Source organism: Cardiobacterium hominis (assembly GCF_900637305.1).
GTDB lineage: Bacteria > Pseudomonadota > Gammaproteobacteria > Cardiobacteriales > Cardiobacteriaceae > Cardiobacterium > Cardiobacterium hominis.
Window position 1 is genome coordinate 174193 of sequence record NZ_LR134365.1, and the last position, 23119, is coordinate 197311.

Genomic DNA, 23119 nt, shown 5'->3' on the forward strand with positions numbered 1-23119 from the left:
AAACTGCCGCTGTCGCCATTCCTGGCGACAGCGCTTAAATAAACCGAAAGAGGTACACGCATGAAGCACCACATCCTGACCACCATCGCCACCCTGACCCTGCTCACCGCCTGCGGCGGCGGTGGCGGCGATGACAACGCCCCGGCAGACAAACCGCAAAGCGATAACGGCAAAGTGCCGACGGGGAAATACTTTTTACCGGAGACGGACTGGGATAAAGGCTATGAAGCCTTCCGTGAATTTAGCTGGCAACGTAACGGACAAACCTTTGCCACTTCTGAAGTCAACAAAGGACATACCATAGACTCTGCGAAACTTCCGGCAGGATTTTCCGAATTTCCGGCGCAACTCACCATTACCCGCAGCAACGGCCAGCAAGTGGCGGAAAATGTTACGGTGCGTTCCTATAACGGCTTCCATGCTGGCGTATTCACCACCTCAGGAATCCGCACACAACTACCAAACGATGACAACAACGAGTTCAATCAAATTTTCATCCGCCCGACGACGCAATTACCCAGCGCAGGCAAGGCGACTTATGCCGGCCGGGCTTTTGACAAGAATCCTGCTAACGACACGAACTTCCAATACACCATCAACTTTGGCACACGCCGCGGTTCCGGCGAAGTCGCCGCCTCGCAAGGCGTAGAAAAAATCATCCTTAAGGAAGCAGAAATCAAACGCGAGACGGGTGATGGATTAACAATATATGCCTTGGATGGCGATGCCCATATTGAAGGCGATCGTTTACCCGGCGGCGACAGTGAATACACTTTCGCCCTCGCTGGGCCCAACGCGGAAGAAATTATCGGCAACGTTGAATATACGGACAGAAAAAACCAAGGTGGCTTGCTCCTCATGCACGGTACCCGTGGAGAAATCACTCCATAAAACCCGCCGCCCCATGGGCGGCTTTTCTTTAACCCAAACCGAGAGGTAAACATGAAAACGCAACTTCTGGCGACACTCGCCACGCTTTCACTTCTTACTGCCTGCGGCGGCGGTGGCGGCGACAACAGCCCGCAAACAGACAAACCACAGGTGCCCGGCGGTAGCGCCTCTGGCAAAACTTATTTCATTCCGGACACTGCAACCGAACCCGATAACGACGACGCATGGAGCGATTTCAGCGGCTACACCCTGGCACGTAACGGCAACACCTTCGTCAACAGCCAGTTCGGCAAAGGCGTGACCGTCAATACCGCCTCTGTGCCGAGCGGATTTGCCGAATTTCCCGCGCAAATGACGATGAACAGCAAAAATGGCCGCGGCACTACGGAAAACGTCACCGTTCGCTCCTATCAGGGCTTCCATTCCGGTATCTTCGCCATTAACCCCCCGTCCGGCGGCGTGCTCAGCCGCTTGGAAGTCGCTGAATCCGGCTTGCCCTATTTCAACCCGACGCAAAACCTGCCCAGCGCTGGCAAAGCAACCTACAGTGGCCGTGCCTTTGATGCCAATCCGGCGCACGATGCCACCCTGCGCTACACCATTGATTTTGGCGCACGCCGCGGTTCGGGCGAAATCAGCGCCTCAAGCGGGCTGGGACGCATGACACTGCATGACGCGCCCATTACCCATTTCACCGCAGACCATAGCGAGTTCGGCACGATGCCCGCCTACGGCATTGAAGGCCGCCGCACCCTGGACGGCAGCAAGGCATCCGGCAGTTATACACTCGGTATTGCCGGGCCGAATGCCGAAGAAATCGTCGGCTGGGCGGATATTGAGGGGGATAATGAGCTGAGCCTCCACGGCACCCGCGGCGAAATTGCCAAATAACGCCCGCGTGCAAAAAAAATCCCGCCAATGGCGGGATTTTTTTGGGCTACCACAGCCCCAGCGTGCGTAGCGTGTCATCTTCATGCAGCGGGGCGACGGCGCTCATGTGCGTACTGTATTGCGGCGGCGGTTCGGGCTCAGGCGCTGGCGCATCCGCAACTTCCGCCGCGAGATGGAGCGGGTAACGCTGCATGCCGCCGTTTTCCTGCACGCCGATAAGCGCGCCCTGTCCACGGCTGAAATACTGCTCGATGACGAGCGCGGTCGTGCCGCCAAAGGAGACGTGCAGCGCGTCACCGTAGCGGGCGGCGTGCAGGTTCGGCGGCGCAATGCCGGTCGTATCATCGCAGAACTGATAGTACGCGCCCGGCACCGCGTCAATATGGCGCGGCGCCGCAGCGGGGATGAGATCGAAAAGATCGAGCGTGTTGCCACGGCGGTCTTTCACAATAAGGGTGATGGGGTTGTGCATTTTCTCTTTGTTTATGTAGCGGTTTTTGTATGCGGCCGCGAAGGGACGACCGGAAGCTGCTTCATTTAGCAACCGCCTTGCCATCATGGAGTTTTAAGAGAATCGTAATGTTGTCAGGGAAAAAGTCTGTTTAGCCGCATGGTTGTCGCTGGATTGATTCTGCAAGATGTGGTTTTGCGTGATTTTGATGAACCTTTTTGTGCAGGAAGATGACAAAAATGGTTGAGAGCGACGTGTTTTGCGTGTGAAAAATGGGCGCTCGCACAAAAAAACCGGGCTTTGCGCCCGGTTTGACTGCTTTGCGCCTTACGGCAGGAAGCGGAAGACGCCAAAGGCGCTGTCCACATGGAAATCCGGCTGCGGCGTGTTCGGATTGACCCAGGAAATCCACTCCATGCGCGGTTCGGTGCCGCTGGACGGCGAAAACTCGGCGCGGAAAACGCCGGTACGCATCAGGCCGTCGCGCAGCAGATGCAGTTCTTGCAGCGTTTTCAGCGGGATTTTGCCCTCGACGCTGTAGCCGTCGTCGGTTAGCGCCGCTTTCGTTTCCAGCCCGGCGAGCGACCAGTCGCCGTCAAACTGGCGGTAATAGGCGATGGAATAATCATGCACCCGCCCTTTCGGATCGACTTCAATCGCGTAATAGCGCTCCATGCCCTCCTCACCGGGGCGATCCACCGGCGCGCCCGCGAAGAAAAGTTCGACCCGGTCTTCGCCGTCAACCGTGCTTTCATCCTGCCATTGCTCCGCCGCCAGCACCTGTTTGTCGCGGACGACGAAGGAGAAATAAAAATCCTGACCGTCGCTAAAGCCCTTAAAGACGGTGCGCGGCGCTTCCTGCGTCATCCACGGAAAATGAAACGCGCCGGAAATCGCCGGCACATCCGCCCACACCGCCTCATCGACCTTGCCATCGAGCGACAGCGCGCCGTCACGCTTGACCACATCGTACTGCGCCATGCCGAAGTTCGGGCTGATGACCGGCGTATGCGGCGCGGCAACGGCACCCGCAACGCAACCCGCCAGCGCGGCAGCAGAGGCTATTTTGCAGAACATAGTTAAGACTCCCGTTTTGATGAAGGAGTGCCGATTATAGCGCCAAAAACCGCCGTGCTTCCGGGCGGAGGCGCATAAAAAAGGAGCGCCAAAGCGCTCCAAAACAAGGACAAGACGAAACAGGAAAATGACGGCAGTATCAGTCGTCAATACGCTGGGACAGCACTTTGCCGCTTTTCGCGTCAATGACGATTTCATATTTGTTACCGTCCTTGCCGCGCACGTCCACTTCAAAATGATCGCCGTTCCAGTCGTGCTCGAAATCTACGTCGGTTACCGTACCGGCGACGGCCTGGCTGGCTGCTTCAGCCGCTTTGTCGAAAGTGATGAAATCATTGCGGTGTTGCTCGTAGTACCACTGATCATCATCGGCACGCGCCGGAGCGGTAGCGAGGGCGAAAGCAGCGGCGAGGGCGGCGAAAGGCAGGATTTTGTTCATATGATTTACTCCGTTCAGATAAAAAGTTCCGGTCGGCCAACCCTTCCGGTGCGGCGCATTCTAGGCGGGGAAAATTAGCGCCCGATTAGCTACAATTCGCCCAACTTCAGCAAGGAGCAAACCATGACCAAAACCCTCACCGCCTCCGCCCCCGGCAGCATCATGATTACCGGCGAACACGCCGTCGTCTATGGTGCGCCCGCCATCGTCTGCGCCATTGAGCAACGTATCCGCATCCGCGTCAGCACCCGCGCCGACCGCGAAATCCATATCGAAAGCGCGCTGGCCGCGCATCACACCGACCTCGCCACCCTCGCCGACCATCCCCAGTTGCGCTTTCTCATCGCCGCGCTGCGGCAGAACCCGCCCGCCAGCGGCCTCGATATCGCCATCGACAGCGACATCGACCCCACGCTCGGCCTCGGCTCCTCCGCCGCCGTCACCGCTGCCATTACCGCATTGCTCTACCGCCTGCGCGGCCAAAATCCCGACCTGCTCGCCCTGCACCGCGCTGCCTACCGCACCATCCTTACCGTACAACAACGCGGCAGCGGCGCCGACCTCGCCGCCTCGCTCGCGGGCGGCATCATCGCCTACCAAAACCGCCCCTTTACCGTCATCACCCCGCTCCCCGCACCGCCGAGCGGCCTCAGCCTGCGCTACGCTGGCTATAAAACCCCGACCGCCGAAGTATTGGCGCGCATCGCCGCCAGCGCCACCGTTGACCCCGAATACTACCGCGACCTCTACGACCGCATGGGCGCGAGCAGCGCACGCAGCATCGCCGCCGCCGAACGCGGCGACTGGGCGGATTTCTACCACGAACTCAACCAGTACCAAGAACACATGACCGCGCTCGGCGTCTGCGACCATACCCAGGCAGAACACCTCGCCGCCGCCCGCCCGCAGGCACACGCAGTGAAAATCAGCGGCAGCGGCCTGGGCGACTGCATCCTGGCCCTTGCCGACCAACCCCCGCCGCAACATCAGGCGGTGGTCATTGCAAAAACCGGCGTGCGCTTTATATAAACCGCCCCGCGGTGAGGGTGCTTATTCACGATTGCTGCTCACGACCGCCCGCGCCGAAGAATTGAAGTGGCATGGCGGAACCTTGGTAAAAATCAGGCCGCTATCTTAAGCGCATCAGCCTTGTCCGTCTGGCACGCGCCCCGGCGCGGCGCTACAATGCCGCCCTTTCTCAAACCGGACACCCTTATGGCTGAAGCACTGAATTTCCAGGACATGATTTTTACCCTGCAACGCTTTTGGGCGCAGCAGGGCTGTGTCGTTTTGCAACCCTATGATATGGAAGTGGGCGCGGGGACGTTTCATACCGCGACTTTCCTTCAGGCGGTCGGCCCGGAGCCGTGGAATGCCGCTTACGTGCAGCCGTCGCGCCGCCCCACCGACGGCAGATACGGCGACAACCCCAACCGCCTGCAACGTTACTACCAGTTTCAGGTCGTTATGAAACCCTCGCCGCCGCGCTTTCAGGATTTGTACTTGGAATCGATGCGCGCCATCGGCATAGATCCTGCGGTACACGACATGCGCTTTGTCGAGGACAACTGGGAATCGCCGACCCTCGGCGCCTGGGGGCTGGGCTGGGAAGTGTGGGTGAACGGCATGGAAATCTCGCAATTCACCTACTTCCAGCAGGCAGGCGGGCTGGAATGCAAGCCGGTGATGGGCGAGCTCACCTACGGCTTGGAGCGCATCGCCATGTATCTGCAAGACGTCGATAGCGTCTATGACCTCGTCTGGACGACCACGCCGCAGGGCGTCGTTCGCTACGGCGACGTGCACCAGCAAAACGAGCGCGAGCAGTCCGCCTACAACTTTGAGCATGCCGACGTGGACAGCCTCTTTGCCCAGTTCGAATCCGCCGAAAAAATGGCGCTGCAACTGGCAGAAGCCGGGCTGCCGCTGCCCGCCTACGAACAGGCGCTGAAAGCCTCGCACACCTTCAACCTGCTAGACGCCCGCCGCGCCATCTCCGTCACCGAGCGCCAGCGCTACATCCTGCGCGTGCGCGCCCTCTCCAAAGCCGCCGCCGTCGCCTGGTACCAAAGCCGTGAAGCGCTGGGCTTCCCGCTCTGTCAAAAAGGAGAAACCGCATGAGCGCCACCACCACCCTGTTGATTGAAATCGGCGTCGAAGAACTGCCGACCAAAGCCGTTACCACCCTTGCCGACGCCGGACGCGACCTCTGGGCGCAGGCGCTCGCAAACGCTGGCCTCACGCATGGCGACATCGAAGCGCTCGCCACGCCGCGCCGCCTCGCCTGGCGCATCCGCGACCTCGCCACCCGCCAGAGCGACCAAAAAATCGAACGCAAAGGCCCGGCACTCGCCGCCGCCAAAGATAAAGACGGCAACTGGAGCAAGGCCGCGCTGGGCTTTGCCGCCTCCTGCGGCGTGGACGTCGCCGCCCTTGCCGTCGAAGACACGCCCAAAGGCAAATGGCTGATGTATTACGGCGAACAGCCCGGCCAACCGCTGGAAGCACTCCTGCCCGAACTGTTCCGCCACGTCTGCGACAACCTGCCGATTGCCAAGCGGATGCGCTGGGGCGACCACGAACAGAGCTTCGTCCGCCCGGTGTTGAGCCTTGTCGCGCTCGCCGATGACCGCGTACTGCCGCTCGCATACTTCGGCGTCCAGGCCGGACGCGAAACCCTCGGCCACCGCGTGCACCACCCGCAAGCCGTCGCCATCGCCAGCGCCACCAGCTACGAAGCCGACCTGCGCGGCGCACACATCATCTCCAGCCACGCCGCGCGCATGGAAAGCATCCGCGCGCAAGTCGAGGCGAAAGCGGCGGCGCTCGGTGGCGTTGCCGTCATCCCGCCCGCGCTGCTCGCGGAAGTGGCGAGCCTCACCGAATGGCCGGTTGCCATCGCCGGCAGCTTCGACGAGCGCTACCTCGCCGTGCCGCAAGAAGTCCTCATCACCACCATGCAGGACAACCAAAAAACCTTCGCCGTCGTCGGTGCGGACGGCAAAATCCGCCCGCACTTCATCGCCGTCGCCAACCTCGAATCCGCCGATGAAGCTGCCGTGCGCAAAGGCAACGAAAAAGTCATCCGCCCGCGCTTCGCCGACGCCGAATTCTTCTGGCAACAAGACCTCAAACACAAACTCGCCGACTACCTGCCGCGCCTCGAACACGTCGTTTACCAAGAAAAACTCGGCTCGGTTGCCGCCAAAACCCGCCGCCTCGAAGCCCTTGGCCGCGCCCTCGCGCCCGTCTGCGGCGCGGACGCGGACAACGTCGCCACCGCCGCGCACATCAGCAAAAGCGATCTCCTCACCGAAATGGTGATGGAATTCCCCGAACTGCAAGGCCTGATGGGGCGCTACTACGCCGCTGCCGAAGGCTACGCCGCCGACATCGCCGCCGCACTCGACGAACAATACCAACCGCGCGGCGCGGGCGGCGCCCTGCCGCAAACCCGCACCGGCCTCGCGCTCGCCATCGCCGAAAAACTCGACACCCTCGTCGGCGGCTTCGCCATCGGCGCCAAACCGACCGGTAGCAAAGACCCCTACGCGCTGCGCCGCATGGCCATCAGCCTCATCCGCCTGATAACGGAGAACGAATTGGCGCTGCCGCTCGCCGCATGGCTCGACAAAAGCGCCGCGCAGTACGACGCCGCGCTGGGCGCGCCAATACACGTCGCCGCCGTGCGCGAATACATCTTGGAGCGCCTCGACAGCCACTACCGCGAACAAGGCATCCGCAGCGAAACCTGCCAGGCGGTACTGGCGCTCGGCAGCGATGACTTGGTTGATATCGAGCGCCGCATCCGCGCGCTGGACGCTTTCGCTGGCAGCCCAAGCGCCACCAGCCTGCTGGCGAGTGCCAAACGCATCCGCAACATCCTGAAAAAGAACGGCGAACGCGACGGCGCAGTGCAAACCGCCCTGCTGCAAGAGCCTGCCGAACAGGCGCTGTGGCAAGCGTGGCAGGACAAACAGCCTGCCTTCGAACAAGCCCTCGTCGCCGGCGACTACCGCGCCGCGCTGGAACAACTGGCGACCCTCGGCGCGCCTTTAGACGCCTTCTTCACCGACGTGATGGTGATGAGCGACGACCCGGCGCTACAACAAAACCGCCTCGCCCTGCTCACCACCCTACAACGCGGCTTTGACCAAATCGCCGACTTGTCGCTTTTGAGCGAGTGAGCATTGCAAAAAAAGAAAAACGCCGCATCTGCGGCGTTTTTTGCTTATAGCAATCCTCTTAAAGCCTCAGACGGTGTTTCGTGACTGGGAATTATAGGGTGCGCCTTGACGCACCATTGATACGAAACCAATGTTTTCGCGGCGGTGCGCCGAGGCGCACCCTATGGCGTTATTTTTAGCGGCGCGCCTTGTATGAGGCCTTATAAGCATCGCTATAAAACCAAATGGCAAATAGCCCCCAATCATCAATAACCAGAAAAATCTAATTCTCCTTTTTCGCATCCGAATTTGCATAATGCGCGACAAAATGCCTTTCATCTTCAGGAAGCGTATCAATAGCACAATCCCTAATATCATTCAGCCAGAACTTCAAACCACCAGCATAATAAAGAAAAGGCGGCACGACCGTGTCAAAAGTAACCGTCTGAAAAAGCGCCTGCTGACTGATGTCATCGTAATAGAGCATATCCGTTTCATGAATGCCCTCTATCTCTTGGCGGAACTGGAACGCGCGAATACGCGGCGTTCTTTGCGCGACGGGCGTATAGGCTTTGTCTGCAAATTGCAGATGGCTTTCCTTATCCCCCGCATAAATGGATTGGTTCATGGCATAAAGATGCTGCCATTCCGATTCACCAATCATTTGCCGATAGGCTTCCGGGCTGATATAGCTTTTGGTACCGCCCTGCGTCTTGCATAATTCGCTTACCCGCGCTTGCATCATGAAATATTCCGCAGTCCAAGATACGAGGTAATACCCCGTGGGCAGCATGAATCCGAGAAAGAGACCAAACCATTTGCCCCAGGAAAACGGCAAGCGCCGTCCCAAGAACCAGCCTAAAAACATACAAAGCAGGGTGATGATGAGCCACACCCCCAAGAATAAAAAGATAGCGATGCCTAGCGACGCTTTATAAAAATACTGTCAGCATAAAGCCTTTTGCCCTTGAAATACACAATGCGCCCGCGGAACGCGAGAAAGGCTTTGGAAAGGGGATTTAATGATTTTGGCAACAGGAATATCAATGTGTGACAGCGCCGTCCGCTCCTCTCCCGGTGGGAGAGGAGCTTATCCGCTGAAATGCAAACAGCCCCTAGTACTGCCAAAATTCGTGCTGCAAATGTGTAAGCAATAAAAAACGGCCACTTGCGTGACCGTTTTTAAGGTTTTCCGTTCTGCCGAAGCAGTCGGGAGTGTTGTGGCTATTACAGTGAACCGTAGTTGTTAGCGCCATCGTCACCTTGGAAGGTGTTGCTGGTAGCTGCACCTTTGCTGGCACCGAATACACCACCCCAGTCATCAGCACCGTAGGCAGCGCCGTATTTGTCAGCGTCTTTGACTGAGTTGAAGGAACCGCCAAGCTCTTCTGCTTTTTCACCGAAGAAGGAAGCCTTGAAGGTAGCGTTGTCGTCACCAGCGATGTAGGTACGGTCAGCGGTACCAACCACGGTGTTACCGGTGATAGCGCCTTGGAACTGTACAACGTTGTCACGAGTGGTGGTAGCTTTGGAAGCATCAAGCAACCATTCGTTATAGACTTTACCGATCAGGCGTTTGGTACCGAAGTTGGCTTGGGCTTCAACGAAGTTACCCAGACCCAGACCGTCGGTTGCACCGGCGAAGGCGTTCGGCAGGTTACGCGCGCCGCCACCGTGGTAGCTGTTGTCAATACCGTACATCAAAGCGTGACCGTTATAGGTAACAGTTTGGTCGCTCGGCAGGGCAGCCATTTGCTCGATGGTAGTAGCGTCGGTACCACGGTAGAAGTAGTTATCTACAGCAGCGTTATCATTTTTGTTTCTGTACGGGCTACGAATGAAGCCATCCGGGTAACCAGCCAGACCTTCGTCGATATCCAGGTTGGTGGTTACACGACCGTACTGAACGTGGTTCAGAGTCAGCGGCACTGCGCCCAAGCTGTATTGGGTAGCTTTGGTTTCTTTACCAGTTTCGTATTCAGCGATGAAGGATTTTCCACCTTTGAAGCTGTTCAGGGTAACCGGTTTTACGCCCGGGTTTTTACCAGTCAGGTCAGCATAAGCCAAGTGGTAGTTACCGAAGATACGGGTAGAGGTATTGTGGTGATCTTCCCACTTGTTCTCTTCTTTGTTCCAATTGAGTTCTTGACCCAAAGTAGAGAGGCCACCACCGATACGGACGAGACCGTTGGTTGCAGCTGCGCTGTTCTTCATATCAGCCGGAGCCGAGGGTGCATCTGCTTCTCCACCTACACCACCAGTACGGGTGAATTGGTTTTCGAAAGCAGTTTCCTGAGTGGTCCACCAAACGAGGCCTTTACCATAACGCTCGTTTTTGCTTTCAGAGAAGGTACGAGTAACTGTAGTTTTACCCGGTACAGCTCCGCCCGGAGAAGCGGTAGTTCCTCTGTAAAGATAGAGGTCTTTACCATCTTTGTCTCTGCCAGTGATGTTTTTGGTGCCATCATTCCATTTTGCAGGATCAATAATAGCCGTAACTTCAGCAGCATCTGAATTACTCAAGTTATTATTTGCGGCTGTTACTGCTGCGATTGCTGCGGCCGCGTTACGCTTACCGTTTGTATCTACCGTAGCGTATTGGAAACCAGCAGTTTGTGCAGTACGGCTAATTTTACCTTTGTCATCGGTGTTATTAGCGCTATTAACGTGGCTTGTGTCTGTGTTGGTTGTGGCTACTTCGTAACCACCTGCCAAAACGTCAACGTTTTTGAAGTTTTCAGCTTGCAGGCTGTCTTGGCCGTTAACAGAGTCTTTGATAACGTCGCCGTTCGGTGCAAGCGGCAACGGGTTGTCGCTACCAGTGAACTGTGCTTTTACCGCAGTACCATCAGTACGGGTAATGTCTTGACGCGCCAAAACGATGTTAGTGAGTTTCGGGTTTTGGTCGTTCAGGGTTACACCGAGGAGCGGAGAAGCTGAAGCCGGCTTGGTCGGGTTGTTAACGCGGTCGTATTGAGAGTCTTCACGACGAACGTATTGCAGGGTACCAACAGTATTTTGTTTGGTCAGGTCTTTGTCATCTACTACTTGAGTGCCGGTCGGGTCAACGACTTGCGCATCAGCAGCAGGAGGAGTCGGCTGCTTGTTGTCGGTTTGGCCTTGGTTGTTGTTTTTCGGCGGATCAGCAGGTTTGTTGCTGTTGTCATCGCCGCTACCACCACAAGCAGCGACACCAACCGCTACCATGATTGCCAGTGAAAGGTTAGTCAGTTTCATATTGAATGTACCTTCTTAACTTAAGTTGAAAGAAAATTTCCATAGCCACAACTTGGCTAGGGGGCATCTTAGCCAAACCCCCCCTGCGTTGCAAGTTTTTTTTGGGTTTTTTGTAGTTTTTTTGAAACAGCGGGCGGTCGCAGTATTTTTTCAGTCGGTTTTTCAAATGGTTTTACCGTGTCATGAACACCATCGTACTGTTGTGTTGTTGATACAGCCCGGCTATAGGCGCAACATCTCGATTTATCGTGCCGTGTCCGGTGTCCGATGAGGCGCTACGTAAGTTATGATGCGTCCTCTCATACTTTATAAGGAAACCCATGCTCCTCTCCTTCACCGCTCCCGAAACCCTGGACGTCGCCCGCGTTGGCGGCAAAGGCTTTGGCCTTGCCCGTGCGACGCAAGCCGGACTGCCCGTGCCGGAAGGCGTCATCCTGCCGACCGATGCCTACCGCGCCTGGATGGCGCCGCACCGCGACGAAATCGCCGCCCGCCTTGCCGCGCACGACACGCCGCAGGCGAAAAGCGCCGCCGTGGTGGAATATTTGCAACAGCAGCCGTTACCTGACGACCTTGCCACCGCGCTTGCCGCCCTGCCGCCGCACGACTACGCGGTGCGCTCCTCCGGCAGCGCCGAAGACCTGCCCGGCGCCGCCTTTGCCGGGCTGCACGACACCCTGCTCAACGTGCATGGCGCGGATGCCTTGCTGGCGGCGGTCAAGCAATGCTGGCTCAGCCTGTGGAATGCCGAGGTACTGCCCTACCGCGAGCGCCTCGGCGTCGCCCACAACAGCGCGGCGATGGCGGTGGTCATCCAGCAGATGGTGGACGTCAAGGCGCATGAGGCGGCAGGCGTGGCCTTCTCCGTCGATCCGGTGCGCGGCGATTTGGGTAACGTACTGATTAACGCCGCCTTTGGCCTCGGTGAGACGGTCGTCGCCGGCGAATCGCCGGTCGATGAGTTCCGCGTCGATCGCGCGGGCGCGCTCACCATGCAGCAGATTGCGACCAAACCGCAGGCGCTGGTGCGCGCCGGTACCGTCGCCATCGGTGCGGCGCAGCAAAACCAGCCCGCCATTGACTCGACGCAGGCGGCGGCCATCGCCGCGCTGGCGCGGCAGGCAGAAGCGCATTTCGGCTTCCCGCAGGACATCGAATGGGCGTACAGCGACGGCGCGCTCTACCTGCTGCAATCGCGGCCGATTACCCGCTTCGCGCCACGCTGGACGCGCGACGAATCGGCGGAGCGCTTCCCCAACCCCGTTACCCCACTCACCTGGCAGCTGTGCGAGGCAGGCTTTCACGAATCGCTGAACTATTCCTTCAATCTCATGGGATTGCCGCCCTTCCACGACAAATGGTTCGCGCTGAAAGACGGCTACGTTTACGGCAACCAGAACGCGGTGGACATCTACGCCGGCCGCCTGCCGTTTGCCCCCTTGCGCGATGCGGCGAGCCTCACCGCCTTCATCGAAGCGGGCGGCCTGTGGCGCTACACCTGGATCAGCGAACTGCCGACGCGCTGGCTGAACGAACTCGACCACTACCTGCTGGAAATCGGCCGCTACAACGCGCTCGACTACCGCGATAAAACGCTGGCCGACTGCTGGCGCATCCTGCAGGACATCAACACCCTCGGCACGCGCTACTTCCTGCCCAACATTGCCATCTCGCTCACGCAAACCCTGCTCTACCGCGTGCTGCGCCACATCCTGAACCTGCTCGATGCGGCGAGCGCGCAAGAAACCTTCGACCGCCTCATCAGCGTGGTTGAGACCAAAACCGGCGCGGTCAACCAGGCGATGTGGCAACTCTCGCGCCAACTGCGCGCCTGGCCTGCGCTCATCACCGCACGCTATCACGACGCCGCTGCGCTCGATGAGGCACTCAAAAGCGCGCCCGCGCTTGCCGCAGCGTTTACCGAATTCCTCGCGCTGCACGGCCACCGCGAAGTGGATTTCGACGCCTACCACCCGACCTGGCTGGAAGCGCCGCAGACCGTCTTCACCCAAATCCAGATGATGGCGACGCAGGACGACGTCGCGCGCGACGAACACTACTGGCAGAAAAAAAGCGCGATGTACGAAAGCGAACGGGCGCTCCTGCAGCGCGCACCGGCGGAATGGCGCTTCTTCCTGCAAGAGCTCGTCCGCCTTGCGCGCAGCTACACCGCGCTTGACGACATTGAGCACTACCAAACCACCCGCCTCACCATCCCCTTCCGCCGCGCTGCGCGCGAAATCGGCAAGCGGCTGGTAAACCTCGGCGCGCTGGACACCCCGATGGACGTCTTCTTCCTGCCGCCAGACGTACTGGCGCAGGCGATAGCAAACGACGACTACCGCGCCATCCGCGCGACCGCCGAACGCGAAAAAGCCACCTACCAGGCGGCGCAACAGCGCGCCCCGGACTGGGTGTACGGCACGGACGCCCCCGCCGTGACCGCAAGCGACGGCTGGCAAGGCCTCGGCGGCAGCCCCGGCGTCGTCGAAGGCGCGGTGTACATCATCACCGACCCGGCGCAGTTCGCCGACTTCCCGCAGGGCGCGATACTCGTCGCCCGCACCACCAACCCGGCGTGGACACCGCTGTTCTACCACGCCAAAGGCGTCATCACCGAAAGCGGCGGGCCGCTGTCGCACGGCGCGGTTACCGCGCGCGAGCTGGGCATCCCGGCAGTGATGGGCATCCGGGATGCCTGCCACCGCCTGCAAAACGGCCAGCGCGTGCGCATTGACGGCGGCGCGGGCAGCGTGGTGCTGCTGGACTGAAGTGCGGCGGTATCCCTTACGCAGAATGTGTAAATGCTGAATGTATGGCTCGTAGGTGAAGTTAGGGGCTGTTGGCAATTCGACGAACGAGCCCCTCTCTCGCTACGCGAGCAATGCTTGTCCCTCTGGGATAGGGGTTGGGGTGAGGGCAGCAATCAATTGAAAAACCGGAATTTCGATTCATCAACAACATCGCCCACCTCCTCCCCCGCAGGGCGAAGCCCGCAGCGGGCGGGGGATGGCTATATAAAGGCTGTTTACCATTTGTTTTGCATACCGCCCGCAGAAAAAAGCCGCCAACAGGGGCGGCGTTTCGTGAGGTGGTGAGCATCCCGCTGCTGTTTTTTCAGACGCGATAGCAGGACGGGAAAAAGGCGGGAGACCCCGCCTTTTTGCTGTCAGTTTTTCAGGCCTTGGGCGAGGGCGGCGCAGATGTCATCCGCGTCTTCGAGGCCGACGGAGAGGCGGATGGCGCCGTCGCCGAGGCCGATGCGCGCTTTTTCTGCCGCATCGACGCGGCTGTGCGTGGTGCTGTCCGGATGGGTGATGATGGTGCGGGTGTCACCGAGGTTGCCGGTGTTGCTGAGCCAGTCGCAGTGGTCGATGAGGTGCCAGGCCGCGTCTTTGCCGCCTTTTACGTCAAAGCTGACCATGCCGCCGAAGCCGCCGTGCATTTGTCTCGCGGCAAGCGCGTGTTGCGGGTGGCTTTCGAGGCCGGGGTAGTACACGCGGGCGACAGCGGGTTGTGCTTCCAGCCAGCGCGCGACATGCAGCGCATTTTCGCTGTGCGCGCGCACGCGCAGGGCGAGGGTTTCCAGGCTTTTCAGGTAGAGCCAGGCTTCAAAGGCGCCGAGGCCGGTGCCGATGCCGCGCATCAGTTGGTAGAGCGCGGTGCCGTCTTCTTCGGCTTTGCTGATGATGATGCCGCCCAGCGCCCGCCCCTGGCCGTCAAGGTATTTGGTGGCCGAGTGCACGCTGTAGTCCGCGCCGAGTTCAAGCGGGCGTTGCAGGACGGAGGTGGCGAAGCAGTTATCGACCGCCAGTTTGGCGCCGCCGGCGTGGGCGATGTCGGCAATGGCGGCGATGTCGCCGATGGCAAGCAGCGGGTTGGACGGGCTTTCAAGGAAGAGCAGGCGGGTATTCGGACGCATTGCCGCACGCCAGTCGTCAAGGTCGGTGAGTTCGACCAGCGTGGTTTCGATGCCGAGTTTGGCCAGGGTTTTGCTAAAGAGGTTCAGGATGGAGCCGAAGCAGTTGCGCGCGCAGACGACGTGGTCGCCCGCTTCCAAGGTGGCGAGGGCAAGCGTCAGGACGGCGCTCATGCCGGTTGAGGTCGCGGTGCCGCGCGCGCCGCCTTCGAGGTCAGCCATGCGGTCTTCAAAGGCCTGCACGGTGGGGTTGCCAAAGCGGCTGTATTGGAAGGCCTGTTCGCGTTCGGCAAAGATGTCGGCGGCTTGGGCGGCGCTTTCAAAGGTGAAGGAGGAGGTGAGGTGCAGCGCCGGCGAGTGTTCGCGGTACTGGCTGCGGTAGTGGCTGCCGCGAATGGCGCGGGTGGCGAAGGTTTTTTTGTGGCTCATGGTTGTGTCTCCTTTAGGAATGTTCAATCAGGTTGGTGTTTACATACGGGTAAACATAAGTGTAGGTAAAGTAGCGCTCCACTCTCTCCATAATACATAGTCTATATTTCCTATTCTCGGATAGAATGGCTCCTTATTTGGTAAAACAATTCAACAAATTGACCATGTCTGCGACAGTCCGTTAATTTCAGTCGATAAGGACAATCAAGCGCTGTAAACAAGGGAACTCCGTCTCCTAGAAGAAAAGGAGCAATCATCACTTGCAGACAATCCAATAATCCCTCTTGAATCAGCTTTGAGATGAGCAGACCTCCGCCAACAATCCAAATATCTTGCTTGGAATTTTCTTTCAAATTTGCAAGTAGCAGGCGAGCAGACGAGGCAAGGCGGACACTCTTTTCCAGCTCAACAGGCTGACTGCTCAAGAGATAACAGTCTTTATCCTGATAGGGAAAGGTCTCTAAGTCCTGCTTGATAAGCCAATCATAAGTCCTTCTTCCCATGACTACACTGGAAATACTGTCATAAAAAGCACCATAGCCATTGTCTCCTTGACCTTTGACTTCTTCCAGCCAGGTCATTCCTTCTGCTGTATCGGCAATATAGCCGTCTAAACTCATGCCCAGATAAGCAATCGTCTTCGGATGCTTTGTTACAGCCATAATCTCCTCCTCGTAGCGACTAGGGGTGTATGTAAATGGATTGGAAGCAGTTCAAATGCTGCCCCCACCCCAGCCCTCCCCCACAGGGAGGAAGCGGGCGAAAATTTTAACGGGAGCTTGCGCTCCCGTTGTGTGTGGTTATTGGGTGGATTCGAGGCCGTTCAGGGTCGGCTCTTCTACGCCGCTGGTCGGCTGTGCCGGGACGGCGTGCAGGACGCCGGTGCTTTGTGGGTCCGGTTTGGCGGCGGCGTTGTTCGTCTGGGTTTTTTCGCCTTTGAGGTTGTTTTCTATCCATTTGTGCGCGTCGGCGGGCAGTTGTTGGTAGCCCCAGGTTGCCATGCTTTCAAAGTACGGCGCGAGTTGGGACTGTTTCCACATTTCGAGTTTGTCCGGGGTGCCGACCATGAATTTGAGGGCGAAGACGACGAGCGCGCCGATGAGCACGCCGCGCACGGTGCCGAGGATGAGGCCGAGCAGGCGGTCGAGGAAGCCGAGGCCGGTCGCTTTCAGCACTTGTGAGATGAGGAGGTTGACGATGCCGATGAGGAACAGCACGCCGATGAAGATGCCGCCAAAGGCCGCGACGTAGGCGATGTAGCTGTCCGGCAGGAATTTGACGACGTAGGTTTTGGCGACGGGCTCGGCGAGTATCCAGGCGGCGTAGAGCGCGACGCCCCAGGCGATGAGCGAGAGGATTTCTTTGAGGAAGCCGCGCATCAGGCCGACGAGCGCCGAGATGATGAGCGTGCCGCCGAGGGCGATGTCTATCCAGTTCAGGGTTTCGAGGTTCATGGTGAGGTTCTTCTCCGTGAGGGTTGTGGTTTAGGGGTTAGCGGGTGACTTGGCGGGCATTCACGCCCATTTTGCCGAGGATGTCGATGTAGGTGGGAACGTCCGCCGCCGAGAGCGGGCCGACGAAGACGCGGTGGACGCTTTTGCCGTTGACTTGCGCCAGTTCGGTATCGACCGGCCAGCCGCGTTTTTGTAGTTGTGCCATCAGGTTGTCGGCGTTTTCTTTGCTGTTGAAGGCGCCGGCCTGTACCCAGGAGCCGCCTTTGCGCGGTTTGGGTTTTTCTGCCGGGGCGGGCGGTGCGCTGTCGTTGGCGGCGGTTTTGCCCGCGCTGGGGGCTGTGTCGCGTGTTTTGTTTTTGTTGGCGCCGGGGTTGCTAAGCACGGGTTGCGGGCCGCTGTTGTCTTCGTCCAGGGATTCGAGGGTGAAGGCTGGCTGGGATGGCGGCGCGGCTTCGCGCGGCGGCGTAGCGGTCGGCGGTGTCGGCGGCGGGGGGATGGTTTGGCTTTCGCCGTCCACTTCCAGCGAGATGTCTTGTTGTAGCGCGGGCGGGACGTCGGGCGTGAACCAGTTGTCAAAGATGACGAGACCGATGACAAGCAAGATGAGCAGGCCTATCAGGCGTTTCGTCCAAACGTTCATATGTGTTTCTCCAGTACGGCGGCGACGGTGACGAAGGAGCCGAAGACGACCACGGTGTCTTCCGGGCGTGCCAGCGTGCGGGCATGATGGTATGCGGCGGGAATGTCATCGCATGATAGCAATTTTTCCGTGGCGATGCCCGCCTCGCGCGCGTGCGCGGCGAGGGTCTGGACGTCGGTGCCGCGCGGCCCGCCGAGGCCGGCGAGTATCCATTGGTCGATTTCCGGGGCGAGGTGGCGGTAGATGGCGTGGTGGTCTTTGTCGCGCAGCATGCCGCACAAGGCGATGAAGCGCCCGTGACGCGGCATGTCGTGCAGCCAGGCGGCGAGCACTTCGGCGCTGTCGGCGTTGTGGGCGACGTCAAACAGCCAGCGCGGGCTGCCGGGGATTTGCATCAGCCGCGCCGGGTTTTGGGTGTGCAGCACTGCCTGGGTGACGCGCGCGGCGTCGAGTTGCAGCCACGGCGCCAGTGCGGCGAGGGTGGCGGCGAGGTGGCCGTATTGGTGCGCGCCGGGCATGAGCGGTGGGCGCGGCAGGTCGGCGCTAAAGCCGGGGACGCGGACGCTGATGCCGTCGGGGCGTTCTGTCACTTGCAGTTCGTGGCCGTAGCGGTAGGTGGTCGCGCCCAGGGCAGCGGCGTGTTCGCCGAGGATGGCGGGCGGGTGATTGTCAGCGAGGTAAACGCGCTGGCCGGGGCGGATGATGCCTGCTTTTTCGCGGGCGATGCTGTCGATGGTGTCGCCGAGCCAGTCTTGGTGGTCAAGGCCGATGCGGGTGATGATGGCGGCGTCGGCGTCGATGAGGTTGGTCGCGTCCAGCCTGCCGCCAAGGCCGACTTCGAGTACGGCGACTTGCGGCTGGCGGCGGGCGATGAGGTGGAAGGCGGCAAGTGCCGACCATTCGAAGTAGCTGAGCGAGATGTCGCCGCGCGCGGCGTCCACCGCTTCGAAGGCGGCGATCAGTTCGGCTTCGTCCACCCACGCGCCGTCAAAGCGGATGCGTTCGCGGTAGTCGCTGAGGTGCGGTGAGGAGAAGCTGGCGACGCTTGCGCCATGCGCTTGGCACAGGCCTTCGGTCCAGCAGACGCAGGAGCCTTTGCCGTTGGTGCCAGCGACGGTGATGATGTGCCGGGCAAGGCGTGGCGCGCCCATCGCCTGCCAGACGGCGCCGATGCGGTGCAGTCCCAAATCCCAGGCTTTGTCGTGCGCGGTTTCTTGCCACGCGAGCCATTCGTGCAGGCTGCGTTTCATGGTTTTTCGGCGGGCTCTGCTTCGCTGGCGTCGGTTTCGGGCGCGACTGCGGCTTCGGCGCTGGCGGGTACGGTTGTAACGGGCGGCAGCGTGTCTTCGTCGCCGGTTTTCGGCAGCGGCGCTTCGTTCATCAGCATGCCGAGCAGGTCGGCGAGGGTTTCGCGCATTTGGCGGCGGTCAACTATCATGTCAATCGCGCCTTTTTCTAACAGGAATTCGCTGCGCTGGAAGCCTTCCGGCAGTTTTTCGCGCACGGTTTGTTCGATGACGCGCGGGCCTGCGAAGCCGATGAGCGCGCCCGGTTCGGCAATGATGAGGTCGCCGAGCATGGCGAGCGAGGCGGAGACGCCGCCCATGGTCGGGTCGGTCAGTACCGAGATGAAGGGCAGTCCGGCGTCGCCGAGGCGGGTGAGGATGGCGCTGGTTTTGGCCATTTGCATAAGCGAGGTCAGGCCTTCTTGCATGCGCGCGCCGCCGCTGGCGGAGAAGCAGACGAAGGGGGTGCGCTCTGCCAGCGCGTATTCGGCGGCCAGTACGAAGCGTTCGCCGACGACTGAGCCCATCGAGCCCCCCATGAAGTCGAATTCAAAGGCGGCGGCGGTCAGCGGGCGGTCGTAGAGCAGGCCGCTCATGGCGACCATGGCGTCGTGTTCTTCGGTTTTTTTCTGCGCCTGGGTGATGCGGTCTTTGTAGCGTTTGCTGTCTTTGAATTTGAGGAAGTCGGCGGGTTGCAGGGCGGTGCCGATTTCCGTGGTTTTGCAGCCTTCGTCAAAGAGTTGGGTCAGGCGCTGGCGCGCGCTGATGCGCATGTGGTGGCCGCATTTGGGGCAGACTTGCTGGTTGAAGGCGAGGTCTTGCGCGTAGAGGACTTCGTTGCAGCCGTCGCATTTTTTCCAGAGGCCGTCGGGAACGGAGGGGTTTTTGTTGCGGGTTTTGATGCGCGACGGCATCAGGCTGTCGAACCAGCTCATGTTGGCTCCTTGTCGAGATGGGCGCGGATGTCGCGGATGAAGGCGGTGGCGGTGTCGCCTAGCGGTTGTTTGGCGTCAAAGGCGGCGTGCAGACGGGCAACCAGGGCGCTGCCGATAACAACGCCGTCGGCGAGTTCTGCCATTTGCCGCGCGGTTTCGCCGTCGCGGATGCCAAAGCCGATGCAGATGGGGACGTCGGTCTCGTTTTTCAGCGTGCGGATGTCGGCGGCGATGGCGTCGGCCTGCGCTTCTTGTGTACCGGTAACGCCGCGCAGCGAGACGAAGTAGAGGAAGCCGCCAGCGTGGGCGAGGATGTGCTGGCGGCGGTCGGCGGTGGTGGTCGGCGCGACCAGCATGATGGGGGTGATGCCGCTCGCTTTCAGGTCGGCGTCGTAGTCGGCGAGCGCTTCTACCGGGCAATCGACGAGGATGACGGCATCGCCACCAGCGGCGGCGATGTCAGCCATGGCGCAGGCAAAGCCGGCGCGCTCGAAGCTGTTGAGGTAACCCATCAGGATGAGTGGCGTGTCGTGGTCGGTGGCGCGGAATTCGCGCACGATGGCGAGGGTTTGCGCGAAGGTTACGCCACGCGCCAGCGCGCGTTCGTTTGCCTGCTGGATGGTTTCGCCGTCAGCGGCGGGGTCGGAGAAGGGGATGCCGAGCTCCAGCGCGTCCGCGCCGCCTGCGACCAGCGCGTGCAGCACGGCGGCGGTCTGCGCCGGATCGGGGTCGCCCGCGCTGATGTAGGGAATGAGTGCCTTGCGCCCCTGCGCCTTGAGCGCGGCGAAGCGTTCGGCAAGCCGTTCGCGCTTTTGGGCGGGCTGCGCTTCGTGGCTTTGTGCCTTGGGCGCGAAGAGTCGTTCGAAGAATCGGATCATGTTTGCCTCACAGGGTGATGCCGTCGCGCGCGGCGATGGTGTTGATGTCTTTGTCGCCACGGCCGGAGAGATTGACGATGATGCGTTTGCCGCGCCCCAGTTCGCGCGCCAGTTTCAGGCCGTAGGCGACGGCATGCGCCGATTCCAGCGCCGGGATGATGCCTTCGAGACGGCAGAGGTCGTGGAAGGCGGCGAGCGCTTCGTCGTCGTTGATGGCAACGTACTGCGCGCGGCCGCTTTCTTTCAGCCAGGCGTGTTCCGGGCCGACGCCGGGGTAATCGAGCCCTGCCGAGACGGAATGGGTTTCCGCAATCTGCCCGTCGTCATTGCTCATCACGTAAGTGCGGTTGCCGTGCAACACGCCGACCGGGGCGTTGGCGGTAAGCGGCGCCGCGTGCGCGCCGGTTTCCACGCCGTGTCCGCCTGCCTCGACGCCATAGAGCGCGACCGGGTCGTCATAAAACGGATAAAAGAGGCCGATGGCGTTCGAACCGCCGCCGACGCAGGCGACGACCGCATCCGGCAGCGCGCCGAAATGTGCCTGCGCCTGCGCTTTCGCTTCCTCGCCGATGACCTTCTGGAAATCGCGCACCAGCTCCGGATAAGGATGCGGGCCGGCGGCGGTGCCGATGATATAAAAGGTGTTGTCCACATTCGCCGCCCAATCGCGCAGCGCCTCGTTCAGCGCGTCCTTCAGCGTGCGGCTGCCCGCGCTGACCGGAACGACGGTCGCGCCGAGCAGTTTCATGCGATAGACATTCGGCGCCTGCCGCTGCACATCATCCGCCCCCATATAAATGACACATTCCAGACCGAGGCGGGCGGCGACCGTCGCGCTCGCCACGCCGTGCTGCCCCGCGCCCGTCTCCGCAATCAGCCGCGGTTTACCGAGGCGCTCCGCCAACAGCGCCTGGCCGATGGTGTTGTTAATCTTGTGGGCGCCGGTGTGGTTCAAATCCTCGCGCTTCAGCCAAATCTCCGCGCCGCCTGCTTTTTCCGTCAAGCGTTTGGCGAAATACAGCGGCGACGGGCGGCCGACATAATCAGCAAGCTCCGCGCGAAACTGCGCCCAGAAAGCGGGGTCGTGCTGCGCGGTGCGGTAGGCGTCCTGCAATTGCAGCACCGCTTGCATCAAAGTTTCGGCGACGAACTGTCCGCCAAAGCGGCCGAAATAGCCGCGCGCGTCAGGGAGAGTCGGGTTCATAAGCATTCCTTACGGCGGTGATGAAAGCGCGCATTTTAGCAGAGGACTTTACGCCGGGCGCGCTTTCCACGCCGCTTGACACATCCACCGCAAACGGGCGGAAACGGCGGATGGCATCGCCGACATTGCCTGCGTGCAAACCGCCGGCGAGGATGACGGGACGGTCGGTCGGCGGCAGGCACGACCAGTCAAACACCTCGCCGCTGCCGCCCATCTGCGCACGGCCAAACGCATCAAACAAAAAGGCGCTGCTGTCAGGATAAGCGGCGAGCCAGGCGGCGGCGCTGGCCGCATCGGGCAAATCGCGCATCGGCACCGCCTTGAACCAGCGGCGGCCGAACTGGCGGCAAAAATCAGCGGATTCCGCGCCATGAAACTGCAACTGGTCAAGCGGCACGGCGGCAAGCGTCGCGCGCACCGCTTCCGCAGACGCATCGACAAACAGCCCGACCGCGCTCACCAGCGGCGGCAGCAGCGTGAGCAGTCGCTCCGCCTGCGCGAGCGATACATGGCGCGGCGAGCGTTCATAAAAGACAAAACCGAGGGCATCGGCGCCGCAGTCAATCGCGGCTTTCACATCGTCGGGGCGGGTCAGCCCGCAGATTTTGATTCGGGTGTGCATAGCGGGAGGGCGGGTTAAGGCTGGAAAATATAGGGCAATCCACGCAAAGCCCGATGTGGTTTGCGTGGATTGCCATACAAGATATTTGCCCCGCTCCGGCACGGGGCAGCGGCGTCCGGCGTCATCCCGTATTTTTGCGGTTCGTCCGAGGTGTTGATTTGGATGAAGACGTCAAGGCTGCGCCCTTCTTGTTGCAGGCGGCGGTCGAGGTCGGCGAGATAACCCGCAAACCAGTCGGCGGGAATGGCGCCGCCGTGGATCGTGTCGTAGTGCGGGGTGTTGGAGAAAAGGACGGTTGGCACGGCAGCGGCACGCAGGCCGTGCGCGGCGAGTGTCGGCAGGGCAGCGTTGTTGCCGACAGTGCCATAGACGACTTGTGACTGGATGCTGATGACATCCAGCGGCAGCGGGTTGCGGGCGGCGTAGTCGAGGGTGTGGGTCATAGGGTTCCTTTGTCTTTGGGATAGGGGCAGGCTGCTGCCAGAGAAGATTGTTGTGTCACGGAATGTGTCAGTAACAGAAACGTTATTGTAACGGGGCTGTTATCGCAAGCCTGCATGGGTATCCCGTTAAAAAAGCAGCAAAGCCCATCTCTTCCCC

20 protein-coding genes and 1 pseudogene are annotated in these 23119 nt (G+C 60.3%); 6 read left to right on the forward strand and 15 right to left on the reverse strand.

The features are described 5' to 3' along the window. The first annotated feature begins 60 nt into the window (after positions 1-60). A complete protein-coding gene (locus EL199_RS00775; protein WP_004141276.1) occupies positions 61-891 on the forward strand; it encodes a factor H binding protein domain-containing protein in 831 nt (276 codons plus the stop codon). Positions 892-942: 51 nt separating this feature from the next. Then, the gene (locus tag EL199_RS00780) at positions 943-1782 is read left to right on the forward strand and encodes a lipoprotein GNA1870 (protein WP_004141275.1); all 840 of its coding nucleotides are present in this window, start codon (positions 943-945) and stop codon (positions 1780-1782) included. 46 nt (positions 1783-1828) lie between these two features. Here the strand turns inward: EL199_RS00780 and EL199_RS00785 are convergent, their stop codons facing one another. The 3 genes from EL199_RS00785 to EL199_RS00795 form a co-directional block, all read right to left on the reverse strand. Beyond that, on the reverse strand, positions 1829-2254 hold the full coding sequence (locus EL199_RS00785) for a hypothetical protein (protein ID WP_126315943.1): 426 nt from the start codon (positions 2252-2254) through the stop codon (positions 1829-1831). A gap of 306 nt (positions 2255-2560) precedes the next feature. After that, complete coding sequence (locus EL199_RS00790) at positions 2561-3310, reverse strand: carbohydrate-binding family 9-like protein (RefSeq protein WP_126315944.1); 750 nt, start codon at positions 3308-3310, stop codon at positions 2561-2563. Positions 3311-3449: 139 nt separating this feature from the next. Then, positions 3450-3749 carry a PepSY domain-containing protein gene (locus EL199_RS00795; RefSeq protein ID WP_004141272.1) on the reverse strand — a complete coding sequence of 100 codons (300 nt, stop codon included), beginning with the start codon at positions 3747-3749 and terminating at the stop codon, positions 3450-3452. A 123-nt stretch (positions 3750-3872) separates the two neighbouring features. Between EL199_RS00795 and EL199_RS00800 the strand changes: the two genes are divergently transcribed. The 3 genes from EL199_RS00800 (at position 3873) to glyS (ending at position 7936) form a co-directional block, all read left to right on the forward strand. Further along, complete coding sequence (locus tag EL199_RS00800; protein ID WP_004141271.1) at positions 3873-4778, forward strand: mevalonate kinase family protein; 906 nt, start codon at positions 3873-3875, stop codon at positions 4776-4778. Positions 4779-4964: 186 nt separating this feature from the next. Beyond that, positions 4965-5870: a glycine--tRNA ligase subunit alpha gene (gene glyQ, locus EL199_RS00805; protein ID WP_040355401.1), complete on the forward strand. Its 906-nt coding sequence runs from the start codon at positions 4965-4967 to the stop codon at positions 5868-5870. Beyond that, positions 5867-7936 (forward strand): glycine--tRNA ligase subunit beta, encoded by a 2070-nt coding sequence (glyS, locus tag EL199_RS00810; RefSeq protein ID WP_004141269.1) that lies wholly within the window; start codon positions 5867-5869, stop codon positions 7934-7936. Before glyQ ends, glyS begins: the two co-directional genes overlap by 4 nt. A gap of 262 nt (positions 7937-8198) precedes the next feature. On the opposite strand, the gene EL199_RS00815 is transcribed toward glyS, so the two are convergent. Further along, entirely contained in the window at positions 8199-8783 is a 585-nt protein-coding gene (locus EL199_RS00815) for a hypothetical protein (protein ID WP_126315945.1), read from the reverse strand. A 359-nt stretch (positions 8784-9142) separates the two neighbouring features. Beyond that, the gene (locus tag EL199_RS00820) at positions 9143-11152 is read right to left on the reverse strand and encodes a transferrin-binding protein-like solute binding protein (protein WP_004141266.1); all 2010 of its coding nucleotides are present in this window, start codon (positions 11150-11152) and stop codon (positions 9143-9145) included. A gap of 320 nt (positions 11153-11472) precedes the next feature. Here EL199_RS00820 and EL199_RS00825 point away from each other — a divergent pair, with 320 nt between their 5' ends. Beyond that, positions 11473-13923, forward strand: a complete 2451-nt coding sequence (locus EL199_RS00825) for a PEP/pyruvate-binding domain-containing protein (RefSeq protein ID WP_004141264.1) — start codon at positions 11473-11475, stop codon at positions 13921-13923. A gap of 398 nt (positions 13924-14321) precedes the next feature. Here EL199_RS00825 and EL199_RS00830 read toward each other — a convergent pair whose 3' ends face one another. The 10 genes and pseudogenes from EL199_RS00830 to pdxK form a co-directional block, all read right to left on the reverse strand. Next, positions 14322-15500 (reverse strand): O-succinylhomoserine sulfhydrylase, encoded by a 1179-nt coding sequence (locus EL199_RS00830; protein ID WP_004141263.1) that lies wholly within the window; start codon positions 15498-15500, stop codon positions 14322-14324. A 110-nt stretch (positions 15501-15610) separates the two neighbouring features. Further along, positions 15611-16162, reverse strand: coding sequence for a dihydrofolate reductase family protein (locus EL199_RS00835; protein ID WP_004141260.1), 552 nt, complete (start codon positions 16160-16162; stop codon positions 15611-15613). A gap of 138 nt (positions 16163-16300) precedes the next feature. After that, positions 16301-16954 carry a CvpA family protein gene (locus EL199_RS00840; RefSeq protein WP_040355175.1) on the reverse strand — a complete coding sequence of 218 codons (654 nt, stop codon included), beginning with the start codon at positions 16952-16954 and terminating at the stop codon, positions 16301-16303. A gap of 37 nt (positions 16955-16991) precedes the next feature. Continuing rightward, positions 16992-17594: an SPOR domain-containing protein gene (locus EL199_RS00845; RefSeq protein WP_004141258.1), complete on the reverse strand. Its 603-nt coding sequence runs from the start codon at positions 17592-17594 to the stop codon at positions 16992-16994. After that, complete coding sequence (locus EL199_RS00850) at positions 17591-18844, reverse strand: bifunctional folylpolyglutamate synthase/dihydrofolate synthase (RefSeq protein ID WP_004141256.1); 1254 nt, start codon at positions 18842-18844, stop codon at positions 17591-17593. Before EL199_RS00850 ends, EL199_RS00845 begins: the two co-directional genes overlap by 4 nt. After that, a complete protein-coding gene (accD, locus tag EL199_RS00855) occupies positions 18841-19815 on the reverse strand; it encodes an acetyl-CoA carboxylase, carboxyltransferase subunit beta (protein WP_004141255.1) in 975 nt (324 codons plus the stop codon). The genes EL199_RS00850 and accD overlap by 4 nt, the downstream gene beginning before the upstream one ends. After that, positions 19812-20693 (reverse strand): tryptophan synthase subunit alpha, encoded by an 882-nt coding sequence (trpA, locus tag EL199_RS00860; RefSeq protein WP_004141254.1) that lies wholly within the window; start codon positions 20691-20693, stop codon positions 19812-19814. Before trpA ends, accD begins: the two co-directional genes overlap by 4 nt. A 7-nt stretch (positions 20694-20700) precedes the next feature. Further along, positions 20701-21897, reverse strand: a complete 1197-nt coding sequence (gene trpB / locus EL199_RS00865) for a tryptophan synthase subunit beta (protein ID WP_004141253.1) — start codon at positions 21895-21897, stop codon at positions 20701-20703. Beyond that, positions 21878-22519, reverse strand: a complete 642-nt coding sequence (locus tag EL199_RS00870; protein ID WP_004141252.1) for a phosphoribosylanthranilate isomerase — start codon at positions 22517-22519, stop codon at positions 21878-21880. The genes trpB and EL199_RS00870 overlap by 20 nt, the downstream gene beginning before the upstream one ends. Positions 22520-22716: 197 nt before the next feature. Further along, positions 22717-22962: pseudogene (gene pdxK, locus EL199_RS13590) on the reverse strand (pyridoxine/pyridoxal/pyridoxamine kinase); the annotation flags it as partial. Positions 22963-23119 lie beyond the last annotated feature (157 nt).

Excerpts from the sequence above, each read along its gene's own strand:
- accD (WP_004141255.1), bottom strand. The coding sequence starts at position 19,815 with ATGAGCTGGTTCGACAGCCTGATGCCGTCGCGCATCAAAACCCGCAAC.
- EL199_RS00790 (WP_126315944.1), bottom strand. The coding sequence starts at position 3,310 with ATGTTCTGCAAAATAGCCTCTGCTGCCGCGCTGGCGGGTTGCGTTGCG.
- EL199_RS00815 (WP_126315945.1), bottom strand. The coding sequence starts at position 8,783 with ATGTTTTTAGGCTGGTTCTTGGGACGGCGCTTGCCGTTTTCCTGGGGC.
- EL199_RS00795 (WP_004141272.1), bottom strand. The coding sequence starts at position 3,749 with ATGAACAAAATCCTGCCTTTCGCCGCCCTCGCCGCTGCTTTCGCCCTC.
- EL199_RS00870 (WP_004141252.1), bottom strand. The coding sequence starts at position 22,519 with ATGCACACCCGAATCAAAATCTGCGGGCTGACCCGCCCCGACGATGTG.
- EL199_RS00830 (WP_004141263.1), bottom strand. The coding sequence starts at position 15,500 with ATGAGCCACAAAAAAACCTTCGCCACCCGCGCCATTCGCGGCAGCCAC.
- EL199_RS00850 (WP_004141256.1), bottom strand. The coding sequence starts at position 18,844 with ATGAAACGCAGCCTGCACGAATGGCTCGCGTGGCAAGAAACCGCGCAC.
- glyS (WP_004141269.1), top strand. The coding sequence starts at position 5,867 with ATGAGCGCCACCACCACCCTGTTGATTGAAATCGGCGTCGAAGAACTG.
- EL199_RS00820 (WP_004141266.1), bottom strand. The coding sequence starts at position 11,152 with ATGAAACTGACTAACCTTTCACTGGCAATCATGGTAGCGGTTGGTGTC.
- EL199_RS00835 (WP_004141260.1), bottom strand. The coding sequence starts at position 16,162 with ATGGCTGTAACAAAGCATCCGAAGACGATTGCTTATCTGGGCATGAGT.
- glyQ (WP_040355401.1), top strand. The coding sequence starts at position 4,965 with ATGGCTGAAGCACTGAATTTCCAGGACATGATTTTTACCCTGCAACGC.
- EL199_RS00825 (WP_004141264.1), top strand. The coding sequence starts at position 11,473 with ATGCTCCTCTCCTTCACCGCTCCCGAAACCCTGGACGTCGCCCGCGTT.
- trpA (WP_004141254.1), bottom strand. The coding sequence starts at position 20,693 with ATGATCCGATTCTTCGAACGACTCTTCGCGCCCAAGGCACAAAGCCAC.
- EL199_RS00785 (WP_126315943.1), bottom strand. The coding sequence starts at position 2,254 with ATGCACAACCCCATCACCCTTATTGTGAAAGACCGCCGTGGCAACACG.
- EL199_RS00845 (WP_004141258.1), bottom strand. The coding sequence starts at position 17,594 with ATGAACGTTTGGACGAAACGCCTGATAGGCCTGCTCATCTTGCTTGTC.
- EL199_RS00840 (WP_040355175.1), bottom strand. The coding sequence starts at position 16,954 with ATGAACCTCGAAACCCTGAACTGGATAGACATCGCCCTCGGCGGCACG.
- trpB (WP_004141253.1), bottom strand. The coding sequence starts at position 21,897 with ATGAACCCGACTCTCCCTGACGCGCGCGGCTATTTCGGCCGCTTTGGC.
- EL199_RS00800 (WP_004141271.1), top strand. The coding sequence starts at position 3,873 with ATGACCAAAACCCTCACCGCCTCCGCCCCCGGCAGCATCATGATTACC.
- EL199_RS00780 (WP_004141275.1), top strand. The coding sequence starts at position 943 with ATGAAAACGCAACTTCTGGCGACACTCGCCACGCTTTCACTTCTTACT.
- EL199_RS00775 (WP_004141276.1), top strand. The coding sequence starts at position 61 with ATGAAGCACCACATCCTGACCACCATCGCCACCCTGACCCTGCTCACC.